17 protein-coding genes are annotated in these 16,417 nt (G+C 58.9%); 11 read left to right on the forward strand and 6 right to left on the reverse strand.

All coding sequences use genetic code 11. The features are described 5' to 3' along the window. Both AC3IP0_RS00195 and AC3IP0_RS00200 read left to right on the forward strand, forming a co-directional pair. Complete coding sequence (locus AC3IP0_RS00195) at window positions 1-939, forward strand: MlaD family protein (RefSeq protein WP_489317793.1); 939 nt, start codon at window positions 1-3, stop codon at window positions 937-939. After that, entirely contained in the window at window positions 936-1,559 is a 624-nt protein-coding gene (locus tag AC3IP0_RS00200) for an ABC-type transport auxiliary lipoprotein family protein (RefSeq protein ID WP_489326401.1), read from the forward strand. Before AC3IP0_RS00195 ends, AC3IP0_RS00200 begins: the two co-directional genes overlap by 4 nt. Before the next feature lie 143 nt (window positions 1,560-1,702). On the opposite strand, the gene AC3IP0_RS00205 is transcribed toward AC3IP0_RS00200, so the two are convergent. Further along, complete coding sequence (locus AC3IP0_RS00205) at window positions 1,703-2,353, reverse strand: HAD family hydrolase (protein ID WP_489326403.1); 651 nt, start codon at window positions 2,351-2,353, stop codon at window positions 1,703-1,705. A 26-nt stretch (window positions 2,354-2,379) separates the two neighbouring features. Beyond that, on the reverse strand, window positions 2,380-2,925 hold the full coding sequence (locus AC3IP0_RS00210) for a gamma carbonic anhydrase family protein (protein WP_477753447.1): 546 nt from the start codon (window positions 2,923-2,925) through the stop codon (window positions 2,380-2,382). An 88-nt stretch (window positions 2,926-3,013) separates the two neighbouring features. On the opposite strand from AC3IP0_RS00210, the gene prlC reads away from it, so the two are divergent. Both prlC and AC3IP0_RS00220 read left to right on the forward strand, forming a co-directional pair. Beyond that, entirely contained in the window at window positions 3,014-5,065 is a 2,052-nt protein-coding gene (prlC, locus tag AC3IP0_RS00215) for an oligopeptidase A (RefSeq protein ID WP_489317796.1), read from the forward strand. Beyond that, entirely contained in the window at window positions 5,062-5,349 is a 288-nt protein-coding gene (locus AC3IP0_RS00220) for a YheV family putative zinc ribbon protein (RefSeq protein WP_223443553.1), read from the forward strand. The genes prlC and AC3IP0_RS00220 overlap by 4 nt, the downstream gene beginning before the upstream one ends. 41 nt (window positions 5,350-5,390) lie before the next feature. Here AC3IP0_RS00220 and AC3IP0_RS00225 read toward each other — a convergent pair whose 3' ends face one another. The 3 genes from AC3IP0_RS00225 to AC3IP0_RS00235 form a co-directional block, all read right to left on the reverse strand. Next, the gene (locus AC3IP0_RS00225; RefSeq protein ID WP_489326405.1) at window positions 5,391-6,035 is read right to left on the reverse strand and encodes a dual specificity protein phosphatase family protein; all 645 of its coding nucleotides are present in this window, start codon (window positions 6,033-6,035) and stop codon (window positions 5,391-5,393) included. Window positions 6,036-6,144: 109 nt separating this feature from the next. Continuing rightward, entirely contained in the window at window positions 6,145-6,684 is a 540-nt protein-coding gene (locus tag AC3IP0_RS00230; protein WP_489326407.1) for a hypothetical protein, read from the reverse strand. Between the two features lie 85 nt (window positions 6,685-6,769). Beyond that, complete coding sequence (locus AC3IP0_RS00235) at window positions 6,770-7,072, reverse strand: hypothetical protein (protein ID WP_489326408.1); 303 nt, start codon at window positions 7,070-7,072, stop codon at window positions 6,770-6,772. 222 nt (window positions 7,073-7,294) lie between these two features. Here AC3IP0_RS00235 and AC3IP0_RS00240 point away from each other — a divergent pair, with 222 nt between their 5' ends. The 3 genes from AC3IP0_RS00240 to AC3IP0_RS00250 all read left to right on the forward strand — a co-directional run bounded on the left by AC3IP0_RS00240 (window position 7,295) and on the right by AC3IP0_RS00250 (window position 10,946). After that, complete coding sequence (locus tag AC3IP0_RS00240; protein ID WP_489317799.1) at window positions 7,295-8,353, forward strand: PA0069 family radical SAM protein; 1,059 nt, start codon at window positions 7,295-7,297, stop codon at window positions 8,351-8,353. A gap of 244 nt (window positions 8,354-8,597) precedes the next feature. Continuing rightward, window positions 8,598-9,329 (forward strand): carbonic anhydrase, encoded by a 732-nt coding sequence (locus AC3IP0_RS00245; RefSeq protein ID WP_008045785.1) that lies wholly within the window; start codon window positions 8,598-8,600, stop codon window positions 9,327-9,329. Between the two features lie 90 nt (window positions 9,330-9,419). Continuing rightward, window positions 9,420-10,946 carry a SulP family inorganic anion transporter gene (locus AC3IP0_RS00250; protein ID WP_489317800.1) on the forward strand — a complete coding sequence of 509 codons (1,527 nt, stop codon included), beginning with the start codon at window positions 9,420-9,422 and terminating at the stop codon, window positions 10,944-10,946. A 57-nt stretch (window positions 10,947-11,003) separates the two neighbouring features. Here AC3IP0_RS00250 and AC3IP0_RS00255 read toward each other — a convergent pair whose 3' ends face one another. Beyond that, entirely contained in the window at window positions 11,004-11,654 is a 651-nt protein-coding gene (locus tag AC3IP0_RS00255) for a hypothetical protein (protein ID WP_489317801.1), read from the reverse strand. A 369-nt stretch (window positions 11,655-12,023) separates the two neighbouring features. On the opposite strand from AC3IP0_RS00255, the gene coxB reads away from it, so the two are divergent. From coxB to AC3IP0_RS00275, 4 genes are all read left to right on the forward strand, one after another. Further along, window positions 12,024-13,151: a cytochrome c oxidase subunit II gene (gene coxB / locus AC3IP0_RS00260; protein WP_489317802.1), complete on the forward strand. Its 1,128-nt coding sequence runs from the start codon at window positions 12,024-12,026 to the stop codon at window positions 13,149-13,151. 82 nt (window positions 13,152-13,233) lie between these two features. Beyond that, window positions 13,234-14,826, forward strand: a complete 1,593-nt coding sequence (gene ctaD, locus AC3IP0_RS00265; protein WP_056726727.1) for a cytochrome c oxidase subunit I — start codon at window positions 13,234-13,236, stop codon at window positions 14,824-14,826. 117 nt (window positions 14,827-14,943) lie between these two features. Beyond that, window positions 14,944-15,495 (forward strand): cytochrome c oxidase assembly protein, encoded by a 552-nt coding sequence (locus AC3IP0_RS00270; protein ID WP_489317803.1) that lies wholly within the window; start codon window positions 14,944-14,946, stop codon window positions 15,493-15,495. A gap of 25 nt (window positions 15,496-15,520) precedes the next feature. After that, a complete protein-coding gene (locus tag AC3IP0_RS00275) occupies window positions 15,521-16,408 on the forward strand; it encodes a cytochrome c oxidase subunit 3 (protein ID WP_489317804.1) in 888 nt (295 codons plus the stop codon). Window positions 16,409-16,417: the final 9 nt, after the last annotated feature.

Consider the following 16,417-nt stretch of genomic DNA (forward strand, 5'->3'; position numbering starts at 1 on the left):
ATGGAAACCCGAGCCCATCATGTATTGATCGGCCTGTTCACCGTGATTGTGGTGACCGCCGCGCTGCTGTTCGGCCTGTGGCTGGCCAAGTCCAGTGTCGACACCGAGTTCAAGGACTACGAAGTCGTGTTCAACGAGGCGGTCAGCGGTTTGTCCAAGGGCAGTTCGGTGCAGTACAGCGGGATCAAGGTCGGCGATGTGATCTCGCTGCGCCTGGACCCGAAAGACCCGCGCCGGGTGCTGGCGCGAATTCGCCTGGCCGGCGATACCCCGGTCAAGGAAGACACCCAGGCCAAACTGGCCCTGACCGGCGTCACCGGGACTTCGATCATCCAGCTCAGCGGCGGCACGCCACAGAGCCCGACGCTCAAGGGCAAGGACGGCAACCTGCCGACCATCGTCGCCTCGCCCTCACCCATCGCCCGCCTGCTCAATGACAGCGAAGACCTGATGGCCGGGGTGACCACGCTGATGCATAACGTCAACCTGATGTTCTCCACGGAAAACATCGAGCGCATCAGCAACACCCTGGAGCACCTGGAGCAAACCACCGGGGTCATTGCCGATCAGCGCGGCGATATCCGCCAGGCCATGCAGCAACTGGCGTCGGTGGGCAAGCAGGCCAACACCATGCTGGAGCAGACCACGGCGCTGATGCGCAATGCCAACGGGCTGCTCAATGAGCATGGCAAGGAAGCGCTGGGCAGTGCCGAGCAGGCGATGAAGTCGCTGCAGGAGAGCAGCGCCACCCTCAACAAACTGATCACCGCCAATCAGGATTCGCTCAACAGCGGCATGCAAGGCCTCAATGGCCTGGGCCCGGCCGTGCACGAGATGCGCGAAACCCTGTCCTCGCTGCGCGCCATTACCAAACGCCTGGAGGCCAACCCTAGCGGTTACCTGCTGGGCAGTGACAAGACCAAGGAATTCACGCCATGAAGCTGATTCGGATTGCCCTCCTCGCTGGCTTCACGCTGATCGGTTCGTGCTCGATCCTGCCCAAGCCCGAGCCCTTCGAGGTCTATCGATTGCCGTCGACCCAGAGCGCATCGGCCAGCCATGGCACGCCGCAGCGCTGGTCGCTGCGCCTGAGCAAATTCCAGTCCAGCGAAGCGTTGAACAGTCCGAACATTGCAGTGATTCCCCAGGGCGATGTGATCAGCCACTACAAGGGTTCACGCTGGAGCGACCCGGCGCCGGTACTGGTGCGCAATCGGCTGCTGGAAGGTTTCCAGCATGACGGACGGGTGCTGTTGTTGAGCACCGATGACAGCATTTTCCAGACCGATCTTGAATTGGGCGGCAGCCTGCAGGCGTTCCAGACGGAATACCAGGGCACGAATGCCAGCGCAGTCGTGCGTCTGGATGCATTGCTGGTGCGCAGTTACGACCAGCGCATCCTCGCCAGCCGCCGCTTTGAAGTGCGCCAGCCCTTGAGCGATATGCAGGTCCCGGCGGTGGTGGTCGGGTTCGGTCAGGCGAACGATCAGTTGACCGCGCAGGTGGTGAATTGGGCGGTTGAGCAAGGGCAGAAATTGGCGCCGCCACCGAGACCTTGAGGAAGAACACAGTCCCCCTGTGGGAGCGGGCTTGCTCGCGAAAGCGGTGTATCAGGCAACATTGATGTCGACTGACACTCCCTCTTCGCGAGCAAGTCGGATCGCCGCACCGCCGCTCCCACAGTTGATTTGTGTCGGCGTTATCAGCTCTGCAAAAACGCCTGATGCAGCTCAGCCAGCGTTTCAAAGTGATACGCAGGCGCTTCGGCGCTCAACTCTTCATGGCTGCCGAACCCGTAACCCACCGCCGCCCCGTCCATGCCATTGCTGCGCGCGCCGATCAGGTCGTGCTTGCGGTCGCCGATCATCAGGGTGTTGGCCGGGTCCAGGTTTTCTTCGGCCATCAGGTGGGCAATCAGTTCGACCTTGTTGGTCCGGGTGCCGTCCAGTTCGCTGCCGTAAATCACCTTGAAGTGTTTGGCAAAGTCGAAATGCCGGGCGATTTCCCGGGCAAACACCCACGGTTTCGAGGTAGCGATGTACAGCTGCCGCCCTTGTCCGTTCAGGGTTTCCAGCAGCGGCGTGACACCATCGAACATGCGGTTTTCGTAGAGGCCGGTGACCTTGAAGCGCTCGCGGTAGAAGTTCACCGCCTCCCAGGCCCTGGCTTCATCGAAGTCGTAGAACTGCATGAACGCCTGCAACAGCGGAGGACCGATGAAGTGTTCGAGCTTGGCCAGGTCCGGTTCATCGATACCCAGTTTGCCCAGGGCGAACTGGATCGAACGGGTGATGCCCTCGCGCGGGTCGGTCAGGGTGCCATCGAGGTCGAATAAAACGGTTTGGTAATGCATGTCGAATCCTGAATAAGGGGGCCGGGTCAAAGCTGGTCGTAGCCTTCGGCCAGATGCAGGTCCTTGAGCTTCACGTAGTTCGCCGCGCTGTAGGTGAAAAAGGCCCGTTCCTTGTCAGTCAGCGGGCGGATCTGCTTCACCGGGCTGCCCACATACAGGAAGCCGCTTTGCAGATGCTTGCCCGGCGGCACCAGGCTGCCGGCACCGATGATCACATCATCGTCGACGACCGCGCCGTCCATGACGATGCTGCCCATGCCGATCAACACTCGGCTGCCTACCGAACAACCATGCAGCATGACCTTGTGGGCAATGGTCACGTCATCGCCGATCAGCAGCGGAAAACCGTCGGGGTTGAACGGCCCGGCGTGGGTGATGTGCAACACGCAGCCATCCTGCACGCTGGTGCGCGCGCCGATGCGGATGCGGTGCATGTCGCCACGAATCACTGTCAGCGGCCAGATGGAGCTGTCTTCGCCAATTTCAACGTCGCCGATCACCACCGCCGAGCCGTCGACAAAAGCGCCTTTACCCAGCAGCGGCGTGTGGTTCTGATACTTGCGAAGGTTCACGATAGGGTTTCTCTCTGTTGCTGATAGCTGCGGTGAGCGTCGATTGTAATTAAGATGACTGCATGTTTCTCCAGCCAAGGTATCAACCGTGAGCGTGAACAACCCTCTTTTGCAGTCCTATGACCTGCCGCCGTTCTCCGCCATCCGCGCCGAACACGTACAACCGGCCATTGAACAGATCCTGGCTGACAACCGTGCCGCCATCGTCGAGATCCTCAAGACCCAGGTCAAACAGCCAACGTGGGCGGGCCTGGTGCTGGCGATGGACGAACTCAACGACCGCCTGGGCGCCGCCTGGAGCCCGGTCAGCCACCTCAACGCCGTGTGCAACAGCGCCGAACTGCGTGAAGCCTACGAGTCGTGCCTGCCGGCCTTGAGCGCCTACTCCACCGAATTGGGGCAGAACCGCGAACTGTTCCAGGCTTTCGAAGCCCTGGCCAACAGCCCGGAGGCCGCCGGTTTCGACGTGGCGCAGAAAACTATCCTGGAACACTCCCTGCGTGACTTCCGTCTGTCGGGTATCGACCTGCCGGAAGCCGAACAGAAGCGTTACGCCGAAGTGCAGAGCAAGCTGTCCGAATTGGGCAGCCGTTTCTCCAACCAGTTGCTCGATGCCACTCAGGCGTGGACCAAGCACATCACCGATGAAGCAGCCCTCGCCGGCCTGACCGACTCGGCCAAGGCGCAAATGGCCGCCGCGGCTCAGGCCAAGGATCTGGACGGCTGGCTGATCACCCTGGAATTCCCGAGCTATTACGCGGTGATGACCTACGCCCAGGACCGCGCATTGCGTGAAGAGGTTTACGCCGCGTACTGCACCCGTGCGTCGGACCAGGGCCCGAACGCCGGCCAGAACGACAATGGCCCGGTCATGGAAGAAATCCTCGACCTGCGTCAGGAGCTGGCCAAGCTGCTGGGTTTCAGCAGTTTCTCCGAGCTGAGCCTGGCGACCAAAATGGCCGAATCCAGCGATCAGGTACTGAGCTTCCTGCGGGACCTGGCCAAGCGCAGCAAGCCGTTCGCCGCCCAGGATCTGGAACAGCTCAAGGCTTATGCCGCCGAACAGGGCTGCCCGGACCTGCAAAGCTGGGACAGCGGTTTCTACGGTGAAAAACTCCGTGAACAACGCTACAGCGTGGCCCAGGAAGCCCTGCGTGCCTACTTCCCGATCGACAAGGTGCTCAGCGGCCTGTTCGCCATCGTCCAGCGCCTGTACGGCATCGAGATTGCCGAGCAGAAAGGTTTCGATACCTGGCACCCGGATGTCCGCCTGTTTGAAATCAAGGAAAACGGCCAGCACGTCGGCCGCTTCTTCTTCGACCTTTACGCTCGCGCCAACAAGCGTGGCGGTGCCTGGATGGATGGCGCCCGCGACCGCCGTCGCACCGCTGGCGGTGTATTGCAAAGCCCGGTGGCGAACCTGGTGTGCAACTTCACCCCGGCTGACAGCGGCAAGCCTGCGCTGCTGACCCACGACGAAGTCACCACCCTGTTCCACGAGTTTGGTCACGGCCTGCATCACCTGCTGACCCGAGTCGAGCATGCTGGCGTGTCCGGCATCAACGGCGTGGCCTGGGATGCGGTCGAGCTGCCGAGCCAGTTTATGGAAAACTGGTGCTGGGAGCCGGAAGGCCTGGCGCTGATTTCCGGTCACTATGAATCCGGCGAACCGCTGCCCCAGGACTTGCTCGGGAAAATGCTCGCGGCGAAAAACTTCCAGTCCGGCCTGATGATGGTTCGCCAACTGGAGTTCTCGCTGTTCGACTTCGAACTGCACGCCACCCACGGCGACGGCCGCAGCGTGCTGCAAGTGCTCGAAGGCGTGCGCGACGAGGTCTCGGTGATGCGTCCACCGGCCTACAACCGTTTCCCTAACAGCTTCGCTCACATCTTCGCTGGCGGTTACGCCGCGGGTTACTACAGCTACAAATGGGCTGAAGTGCTGTCGGCCGATGCGTTCTCGAAGTTCGAAGAAGAAGGCGTGCTCAACGCCGACACCGGTCGTGCGTTCCGCGAAGCAATCCTGGCCCGTGGCGGCTCCCAGGAGCCGATGGTGCTGTTCGTCGACTTCCGTGGTCGTGAGCCATCAATTGACGCACTCTTGCGCCACAGCGGCCTGAGTGAGGACGCGGCAGCATGAGTGAGGGGCCTGTGATTACGAAAAAACGCTTTATCGCCGGGGCGGTCTGCCCGGCATGCAGCGAGCCGGACAAGTTGATGATGTGGAATGAAGACCAGGTCCCGCACCGAGAGTGCGTGGCCTGCGGTTACTCCGACACACTCAATGAGCAAGGACTGTCGGTGCCCAAGGAGTTGGGTACGCGGGTTAACACCAGCGCACTCAAACCTGCCGACACCAAGGTTCAGGCGGTTCAGTTCTTCCCGAATCCGAAACTGAAGAAAAAGCCTGACGAACAAAACTGAGTGAAAAAAGCCCCCGTTGCGCAATGCAACGGGGGCTTTTTTTATTCGATATGAGCGGACTTGAACCAGCTCTTCATAGAACACGCGGCGAACGGGCTGGTGCTGCAGTCGCCATTGGCCAAGGCCGTGCGCAGTTTTTCCACATCGGCCTGCATCATGTAGCGAATGCCGTCCTTGAAGTGGGTGCTGTCGCCAAAGCCGCCTTGGGTCATTTCGTTCAGGGCCTCCTCCTTGGTCCAGCCCTGGATGACAACCCGGTACATGGCTGCCATCAGGCCGGTACGGTCGGAACCGTGTTTGCAGTGCATCAGCACCGGGCCTTTGGCTTCGGCAGACTGAATGGCGCGCAAGGCCTTGAGCACATCGGCGTCATCCACATGGTTGGTGCGATAAGGCAGTTGTACTTGCGTGATGCCTGGCGTGGACAACCAACTGGAATCTGCTTCGGGCAGGAAGTTGATTACCGTACCCACTTGGAGTTTCTCCAGCAGCGGCACCGCGCCCTTGTCCGGCAAGGCGCTGCGATAGAGCGTCGGCGACATCTGGAAGAGGTTGTATTGCTTCTCTACCTGTTGAGCCCAGTCTGCCGGACGCTTCATCCCACCGTCGTCAGCAAGTGCCGGTGTCAGGTTAACGAGTGCAACCAGCGACAGGCATATTGCAGATAAAAAACGTGGGAAAGGCATGCTTGAGCGACCGTTCAGAAAGGTACGGGAAGAGGGTGGCAAGGATCAGCCATGCACGGTCAAAGGCCTGTGAGCTGACTGTCAAAGAATCGTGAAGCCTGCGCTCAGGTTATAGTTTCAGTTTGATGAATGCTTTGAGCAAACCGTTCAGTTCGGCCCCATAGTCAAACACATGTCCAGTTTCAGGGTTGCGTTCACGACCTTCAAAAGGCGAGCCGGAATCCGCAGATTTGGTCTCGTACACACCGAGGCTATACAGCTGATGATCCTCTTCATCAATGTCAAATACCTCAACATCTACTCGAAGCTCAGCGGGAAGACGATATAGGTACGCTATGCCCTCTGGAGCAATTATCTGTTGATGATAAAAAGCGAGTGCAAGTTGTGTAAGGGCGGCAGTGTCCTTTTCGTCGATACTATTGTCTGGAATGACATTGATATCGGACCATGGATCAAAATCGAGCTTTGAAGTCTTGCTATCGTCTTTTATATGGAGTGTCACGGAGGGAGCGCTTGCGAGAACATCAGCGAACTGCTCCATTGTTTTGTTTGGATACTCGTCTGCCCTTATTAGCTTGATAACTACCTGCACATCTTTTGGAGTTTCTATTTTTTGTAGATAAGCACCGGTTTTTATGGGCTTGGACATTTTTTATCCTCGTGGCTGTCTGGAATGCATGCGGGAGCCCGCATGCATTCGGCATAGCGCTTTCCAGAGATTGGAAAGTCAGGGCTCAGGGATTGACGATACTGGCATAGGCTTTTGCCAGCGCCTGCAACTTGGCTTTGTCGTCGGCACCGATGTTTCCGTCGCCATCGACATCCTTGCCAACAGCCCTGATGCTGAACGAGTTACCACGGTCTGTGGAAACAGCTGTGTAAAACTCCGAGTCGACCAGGTTTTCAATTTGAACATTGTTTTCCGCATCCCAACTCAGCTCTTTTCGAGCAAGTTGTAGCGAAACCAGTGTGTTGGGCTCCGAAGGACTCGGTTGCATGAGTTGCAGAAAGATACCGCGCTGGTTAAAGAAAGACATTAATAAATCCTTTTATTTGATCGCTGTTGAGGGTGTTGTTTGTCGGGCTGAATATACGGGTGGGTATTTGATCTAACCACTGACTATATGTTTCTTCAGTTTTCTCATCATTGACGAACAAGTAACTAACGACGCCCCGTCGCCAGATGAAGGGCTGAGCGGTACTGGTCGATTCGCAGTGGGTCGTATACTGTATGGATATACAGATCAAGGAGTCCGCCGATGGTTAGCTCTATGCCTCCCCGCGGCCGCGGCACCGCAACCAACCCGCACAACCGCTTTGCCCCCAGTCATTCGGTGGTTGAGGACGACGGCTGGTACCAGGAAGTTCCGCTCACCCAGGGCACCGAGGTGAGCATTGAAAGGGCAAAAACCATCATTACCCGTAACACTTCACCGGACTTGCCCTTCGACCGCTCGATCAATCCCTACCGCGGCTGCGAGCACGGTTGCATTTATTGCTATGCGCGCCCCAGTCACGCTTATTGGGACATGTCACCGGGGCTGGATTTCGAGACAAAACTGATCGCCAAGACCAACGCCGTGGATGTGCTGGAGGAGCAGCTGTCCAAACGTGGGTATCAATGTGCGCCGATCAACCTCGGCTCCAACACCGACCCCTATCAGCCGATCGAGCGTGAATACAGAATCACCCGGCAAACCCTCGAAGTGCTCCTGCGTTACCGACACCCCGTGACTATCGTCACCAAGGGCTCGCTGATTCTTCGCGACCTGGACCTGCTGACCGAACTTGCCAGCCAAAGACTGGTGGCGGTGATGATCAGCCTGACCACCCTGGACGACGAGCTCAAGCGCATCCTCGAACCCCGCGCCGCAGCGCCCAAGGCCCGGTTGCGGGCTATCAGGGTCATGCGCGAGGCGGGCATTCCGGTGGGCGTGCTGTGTTCACCGATGATTCCGATGATCAACGACAGTGAACTCGAAAGCCTGCTCACCGAGGCCCATGCGGCCGGGGCGCAAAGTGCTGCCTACATGATGTTGCGCCTGCCGCTGGAAGTGGCGCCGCTGTTCGAAGAATGGCTGGGCGCCCACTATCCGCAACGGGCGGCACATGTGCTGAGCCTGATTCGCCAGAGCCGTGGCGGTGAACTCTACGACAGCCGCTTTGGCGCTCGAATGCGCGGTGAAGGCCCCTTCGCCGACCTGCTGGCACAGCGCTTTGCCAAAACCATCAAGCGCCTGGGGCTCAATCGCCGGGAAGGCTTTGATCTGGACTGCAATGCCTTTTGTCCGCCCGGTCGCCAAATGTCGTTGATTTGAGGACAATTGGCCTATGGTTGAGTACTGAAGATCGCGCTCACGCCTTGGGCTGGTCACGTTTTTTGTGACCTGGAACACGCATTCTAGAGCGTTTTATTCAGTTTCAATTAAGATTCGGCCGCTACCTTGTTCATCGAGTGACTGATGGGTCGAGATTTTTGGCCTGGATGTTTTTTAACCAGCCACTGGCTTCACACCGGACCACACGGGAAGATTCCCTGAGCCCGCCAATGAGGATGAATTGATGAGTGACAAGGATAAACAGCCGTTGGCTGCGTCGGCTTCAGCCCAACCCGAGGCCGAAACCGCCGATGCAGCGTTGCAGCATATCGTTGACGGCTTTTTGCATTTTCATCATGAGATCTTTCCTCAGCAGGAAGAGCTCTTCAAGAAACTCGCCACAGCCCAGCGGCCACGAGCGATGTTCATCGCCTGCGCCGATTCGCGCATCGTTCCCGAGTTGATTACCCAAAGCTCCCCCGGCGACCTGTTCGTGACCCGTAACGTCGGCAACGTCGTGCCGCCTTACGGGCAAATGAACGGTGGTGTTTCCACGGCCATCGAGTACGCCGTTCTGGCTCTGGGGGTGCATCACATCATCATTTGCGGGCATTCCGACTGCGGCGCCATGCGCGCGGTGCTCAACCCGGACAGTCTGGAAAAAATGCCCACGGTCAAAGCCTGGCTGCGTCATGCCGAAGTGGCCAAGACCATGGTGCAGGAGAACTGCAACTGCTCTAGCGAAAGCGAAAGCATGCACATCCTCACCGAAGAGAATGTGATCGCCCAATTGCAGCATCTGCGCACCCATCCGTCGGTGGCCTCGCGCATGGCCAACGGTCAGCTATTTATTCACGGCTGGGTCTACAACATCGAAACCAGCGAAATCAAAGCGTACGACGCCGATCAAGGCTGTTTCCTGCCGCTCAATGGCAGCCTGCCAATTCCAGTGGCGACGCCCAAAGCGCGCTTCTAAACCCTCCTAAATCGTTGTGTGGTTCAGCCGAGGCTGCCGTTCAGGCAGCCTGGTTTTGCCATGCCTGAAGAAAACTTCGGGAGACTCGCCATGCGTGCTGCTCGACTCAAAGCTGTTCTGCCACGGGAGCTGCTGGCTTCTGTGGTTGTGTTTCTGGTCGCCCTGCCCCTGTGCATGGGCATCGCGATTGCCTCGGGGCTGCCGCCGGCCAAAGGCCTGATCACCGGCATCATCGGTGGTCTGGTGGTCGGCTGGTTGGCCGGCTCGCCGCTACAAGTCAGCGGTCCGGCGGCGGGCCTGGCCGTTCTGGTATTCGAGTTGGTCCGCCAGCACGGCATTGCCATGCTTGGGCCCATTCTGTTGCTGGCGGGTTTGTTGCAACTGGTGGCTGGCCGTTTGAAGCTGGGCTGCTGGTTTCGGGTGACGGCACCTGCGGTGGTGTACGGCATGCTGGCCGGGATTGGCGTGTTGATCATCCTGTCTCAGGTACATGTGATGCTGGATGCCGTGCCCAAACCCTCGGGTCTGGATAACCTGGCGGCCTTCCCGGCGGCGATGGCTCAGGCGTTGCCCTCGTTTGGCTGGCAAGCCGGGTTGCTCGGTTTGTCGACGATCGCTGTCATGTGGCTGTGGGAGAAATTCCGTCCGCAATCCCTGCGCTTCGTTCCAGGCGCGCTACTTGGCGTCGGTCTGGCCACGCTTGCCAGCCTGGTGCTGGCGTTGCAGGTCAAACGGGTTGAGGTTCCGGCCAACCTGACGGAGGCCATCGACTGGCTGAAGCCCGCGGATCTGCTCAACCTGGCTGATCCGACCTTGCTGATCGCGGCGTTTGCCGTGGCCTTCATCGCCAGCGCCGAAACCTTGCTTTCAGCCGCCGCGGTTGATCGCATGCACAGTGGTCAGCGCTCGGACTTCGACCGGGAATTGTCGGCGCAAGGTATCGGCAACATGCTGTGTGGCCTGCTTGGGGCGTTGCCGATGACCGGCGTTATCGTACGCAGTTCGGCGAATGTTCAGGCCGGCGCAACCACGCGCTTTTCGACCATTTTCCACGGCCTGTGGTTGTTGGCGTTCGTACTGTTGCTGTCCAGCGTGCTGCAAAGCATTCCGGTGGCGAGCCTGGCGGGCGTGCTGGTGTACACCGGTTTCAAGCTGGTGGATCTCAAGGTCTTCCGTGGTTTGGGCCGGTATGGTCGGGCACCGATGTTCACCTATGCGGCAACCGCGCTCGCCATCGTTTTCACGGACTTGCTGACTGGCGTGTTGATTGGTTTCGGCCTGACGCTGGTGAAACTGGCGCTGAAAGCTTCGCGGTTGAAAATCAGCCTGATCGACCTGCCGCAGGATGGGGAAATGGAATTGCGCCTGGCAGGGGCGGCGACCTTCCTCAAAGTGCCGGCGCTGACCCAGGTGCTGGGTAGCATTCCGCCAGGCGCGACGGTGCATGTGCCGCTCAATAACTTGAGCTACATCGATCACTCGTGTCTGGAGTTGCTTGAGGAATGGGGCCGGGCGAACGCGGCCAAGGGTTCGAAGCTGTTGATTGAATCGCGGGGATTGAAGCGCAGGCTCGAAGGCAGGGTTCGTACCAACACGGGCATAGGTGCGGCTGGCTGAGGTCCAATGTGGGGGCGAGCTTGCTCGCTCCCACAGGGGATTGTGTTTACCGGTGGATCAAGCCGCCGGCTGATCCAGTTCCAGGCCTACGCCCAAACGGCGGGACATGCACGGCCAGCGTTTCCACGCGGTGCCGGTGTCCGGGCTGTTGAGCTTTTCACGGTAGGCTTCCACCGACTCCAGTGCGAAGCTTTCGTCGTTGAGCATCTCGTCGATGGCGTGATGCACCACTTCGTCCAGTTGGTTGGCGAACGACTCACCGATCAATTGATGAGCAATCAGGTTGGCGACAGTCATGTCCAAGGGGATCAGTGGCTGGCCGAAATGCTTGATGTACAGGTCATTGACCTCTTCGACAAACCGGTGCGCCAGATAGGCTTCATCCAGCAGGCTGTCGAGCCCGACATGGCCGGCCATGATGGCTGGCGGCTGGAGGAAGTACTGCTCGGCGATTGCCAGCACCGGTTTGATCTGTGACTCAATGCCCGCTTCCCTGGCGACTTCATTGGCTGCATCCAGCAGATCGGGCACTTCTTCGATGTAGGCGGCGACAAATCGCGTCAGTACGCCGTTGGTATCGGTCTCCGGCAATTGGATCGCCGGGTGCAGATGAGGCAGTTTACTTTCCAGCTGACGCGTCAGCAGGCCGGTCTCGGCTTCGTGTTGTTGGGCTTTTTGGATCTGCTCGCGCAATGCGGCGGTGTTCATGAAAACTCCAGGAAACAAGGCAATGAAATAGGGAAGACATAACTTAGCTGGCTTACGAAAAATGCTAAGACGCATTTGTCATAATTATTTCATCCTTGAGACGGCCCCGTTATATCGGTTTGCCACCACTCGTCTGCATCCTTCTCCATTCGTACCCTGCAAAGCAAGTTAATGCTGTTTCAGATGATTTACGCCTTCGCATTGCGAGGTCAGAGGTGCTGTCTATACTCGGGTTGGAATGGAGTTAGCTGATGACGCCCGACTGCATATGCAGCAAGGCCCGGTGCTCAAGTTCGTAGTCTGATGCAGCCGCTCCCTTGCCGCAGGTGAAAGCCGGCGGGATAACAAGAACGATAAGGGGAACCCGCAATGATGCGACATCCACATGTCTGGATGGGCCTCCTGTTGTGGTCGATTTTCAGTCAGGCGCAAGCGGCCTGGACTGTGAATATGGCGCCTGGAGCGACTGAAATCAGTCACGCAGTATTCGACCTGCACATGATCATTTTCTGGATCTGTGTGGTGATCGGCATCATCGTATTTGGTGCCATGTTCTGGTCGATGATTCTCCACCGCCGCTCGACCGGGCAGGTGGCCGCCAAATTTCATGAAAGCACCACCGTCGAAATCCTCTGGACCATCGTACCCTTCCTGATCCTGGTGGCCATGGCGATTCCCGCTACCGCGACCCTGATCAAGATGTACGACGCCAGCGAGCCGGAAATCGATATCCAGATCACCGGCTACCAGTGGAAGTGGCACTACAAATACCTGGGCCAGGACGTCGAGTTCTTCAGCAACCTGACCACCCCTCAGGATCAAATCCACAACAAGGAAACCAAGGGCGAGCATTACCTGCTCGAAGTCGACAAGCCATTGGTGCTGCCGGTCGGCGCCAAAGTGCGCTTCCTTGTGACCTCCGCCGACGTCATCCACTCCTGGTGGGTGCCGGCTTTCGCGGTCAAGCGCGATGCGATTCCCGGGTTCGTCAATGAAGCCTGGACCCGCGTCGACAAGCCCGGCATCTACCGTGGCCAGTGCGCCGAGTTGTGCGGCAAGGATCACGGCTTCATGCCGACCGTGGTCGAGGTCAAGGAAAAGGCCGATTACGAAAAATGGCTGGCCGATCGCAAGACCGAGGCCGCGCAACTCAAAGAACTGACCAGCAAGGAATGGACGCTCGAGGAGCTCAAGGAACGCGGCGACAAGGTCTATCACACCACCTGCGTGGCCTGTCACCAGGCCGAAGGCCAGGGTCTGCCGCCGATGTTCCCGGCACTCAAGGGCTCGAAAATCGCCACCGGACCGAAAGACGCTCACCTGAGCATTGTCTTCCACGGCAAGCCTGGCACTTCCATGGCCGCATTCGGCAAGCAACTCTCGGAGGTCGATATCGCGGCGGTCGTGACCTATGAACGTAACGCCTGGGGCAACAACAAGGGCGACATGGTCACGCCTAAAGAAGTGCTGGAGCTGAAACAGGCGGAAAGCAAATGACCCGGTCTATTGCGCACCTAAGGAACCGCTCGGGGCTACGCACCCCGGCCTGCCCAGCCCATCTGTTTGCAGGAGACAGAACATGACTGCTGTAATCGATGAACATGTTCATACCGCCACCGACCACGCCCACGGCCCCGCCAAAGGCCTGATGCGCTGGGTGCTGACTACCAACCACAAGGATATCGGTACGCTGTACCTGTGGTTTGCATTCTCCATGTTCCTGCTTGGCGGTTCGTTCGCGATGGTGATTCGCGCCGAGCTGTTCCAGCCGGGGCTGCAGATCGTCCAGCCGGAATTCTTCAACCAGATGACCACCATGCACGGTCTGGTGATGGTCTTCGGTGCGGTGATGCCGGCCTTCGTCGGTCTCGCCAACTGGATGATCCCGCTGATGATCGGCGCACCGGACATGGCCCTGCCGCGCATGAACAACTTCAGCTTCTGGCTGTTACCGGCGGCGTTCCTGCTGTTGGTGTCGACCCTGTTCACTCCGGGCGGCGGGCCGAACTTCGGCTGGACGTTTTACGCGCCGCTGTCGACGACCTACGCGCCGGAAAGCGTGACCTTCTTCATCTTCGCCATCCACTTGATGGGGATCAGTTCGATCATGGGCGCGATCAACGTGATCGCCACCATCCTCAACCTGCGCGCCCCCGGCATGACGCTGATGAAAATGCCGCTGTTCGTCTGGACCTGGCTGATCACCGCGTTCCTGCTGATCGCGGTGATGCCGGTACTGGCCGGTTGCGTGACGATGATGCTGATGGACATCCACTTCGGCACCAGTTTCTTCAGTGCAGCCGGTGGCGGAGACCCGGTGCTGTTCCAGCATGTGTTCTGGTTCTTCGGTCACCCCGAGGTGTACATCATGATCCTGCCGGCGTTCGGTGCCGTCAGCTCGATCATTCCGGCTTTTTCGCGCAAGCCACTGTTCGGCTACACCTCGATGGTCTACGCCACGGCGAGTATCGCGTTCCTGTCGTTCATCGTCTGGGCGCACCACATGTTCGTGGTCGGCATTCCGCTGGTGGGCGAGTTGTTCTTCATGTACGCCACGCTGCTGATCGCGGTGCCTACCGGCGTGAAGGTGTTCAACTGGGCCAGCACCATGTGGCAGGGTTCGCTGACGTTCGAGACGCCGATGCTGTTTGCCGTGGCGTTCGTGATCCTGTTCTCCATCGGCGGTTTCTCCGGGTTGATGTTGGCCATCGCCCCGGCGGACTTCCAGTACCAGGACACCTACTTCGTGGTCGCGCACTTCCACTACGTGCTGGTGCCGGGGGCGATCTTCGGGATCTTCGCCTCGGCCTATTACTGGATGCCGAAATGGACCGGCCACATGTACGACGAAACCCTCGGCAAGCTGCATTTCTGGCTGTCGTTCATCGGCATGAACCTGGCCTTCTTCCCTATGCACTTTGTAGGGCTGGCGGGCATGCCGCGACGGATTCCGGACTACAACCTGCAGTTCGCCGACTTCAACATGGTGTCGTCGATCGGCGCATTCATGTTCGGTGCCACGCAGATCTTCTTCCTGTTCATCGTGATCAAGACCATTCGCGGCGGCCCGCCGGCACCGGCAAAGCCGTGGGATGGGGCTGAAGGTCTGGAGTGGAGCATCCCGTCGCCGGCGCCGTATCACACCTTCACCACGCCGCCGGAAGTGAAATGAAACGCCTCGGTCCTGTGGGAGCTGGCTTGCCTGCGATGTATGCGACGCGGTGTGTCAGGCAAACCGCTATCGCGAGCAAGCTCGCTCCCACAGGGATTGGTGTGGAGGTTCGAAGTTATGGCTGACTCGATTTCGATGAAGAAACTGGTCACGCGCCTGCTGACCGTGGTGGTGGCGATGTTTGTGTTCGGCTTTGCACTGGTGCCGATCTACGACGTGATGTGCAAGGCCTTCGGCATTAATGGCAAGACCGGCGGGCAGTACGAGGGTGAGCAAACGGTCGACACCTCGCGGCAGGTGCGCGTGCAGTTTCTGTCGACCAACACTGCCGACATGCCCTGGGACTTCTATCCCAAGGGCGAGGAGCTGGTGGCCCATCCGGGGGCGGTGAACGAGATGATCTTCATCGCTCACAACCCCACCGATAAGCCGATGAGTGCCCAGGCTGTGCCGAGCATTGCGCCGAGTACCGCAGCGGCGTACTTCCACAAGACCGAATGTTTCTGCTTTACCCAGCAAGTGCTGCAGCCCGGTCAGCGGATCGAGATGCCGGTACGTTTCATCGTTGACCGTGACATGCCCAAGGATGTGAAGCACCTGACGCTGTCCTACACGCTGTTCGATATCACCGCCCGACATCCACCGGTTTCTGTAAACACTGGCGGCTGAGCGTGCCCGATAAGGAGAACAATAAATGGCAACTCATGAACATTATTACGTCCCGGCCCAGAGCAAATGGCCGATCATCGCCACGGTCGGGATGTTCGTCACGGTGTTTGGCCTGGCCACCTGGTTCAATGACCTGAAGGCAGCACGCCCGGAGTCCCACGGCCCGCTGATCTTTTTCGTCGGTGGCCTGTTGCTGGCCTACATGCTGTTCGGCTGGTTCGGTACGGTGATCAAGGAAAGTCGCGGCGGCTTGTACAGCGCACAGATGGATCGCTCGTTCCGCTGGGGCATGAGCTGGTTCATTTTCTCGGAGGTGATGTTCTTCATCGCCTTTTTTGGCGCGCTGTTTTATGTCCGTCATATCTCCGGGCCAGCGCTCGGTGGTGAAGGCGCCAAAGGCATGGCGCACATGCTGTGGCCGAACTTCCAGTTCACCTGGCCGCTGCTGAGCAACCCCGACTCGAAACTGTTTCCGCCGCCCAAGGAAGTCATCAGCCCCTGGGGCCTGCCGTTGCTCAACACCGTGTTGCTGGTCAGTTCCAGCGTGACCGTGACCATCGCCCACCATGCCTTGAAAAAGGGCCATCGCGGCGCACTGAAACTCTGGCTGGCACTCACCGTATTGCTCGGCTGTGCGTTCCTCACCTTCCAGGCCGAAGAGTACATTCACGCCTACCGCGAACTGGGCCTGACCCTGGGCTCGGGCATCTACGGCGCGACCTTCTTCATGCTCACCGGCTTCCACGGCGCCCACGTCACCATCGGCACCATCATCCTGTTCGTGATGCTGGTGCGGATCATGCGCGGGCACTTCGACAACGAGCACCAGTTCGGTTTCGAAGCGGCGACCTGGTACTGGCACTTCGTGGATGTGGTGTGGATCGGGCTGTTTGTTTTCGTCTATGTGCTCTGAGGCTGTGAG

This window comes from Pseudomonas sp. GL_103, assembly GCF_057835175.1.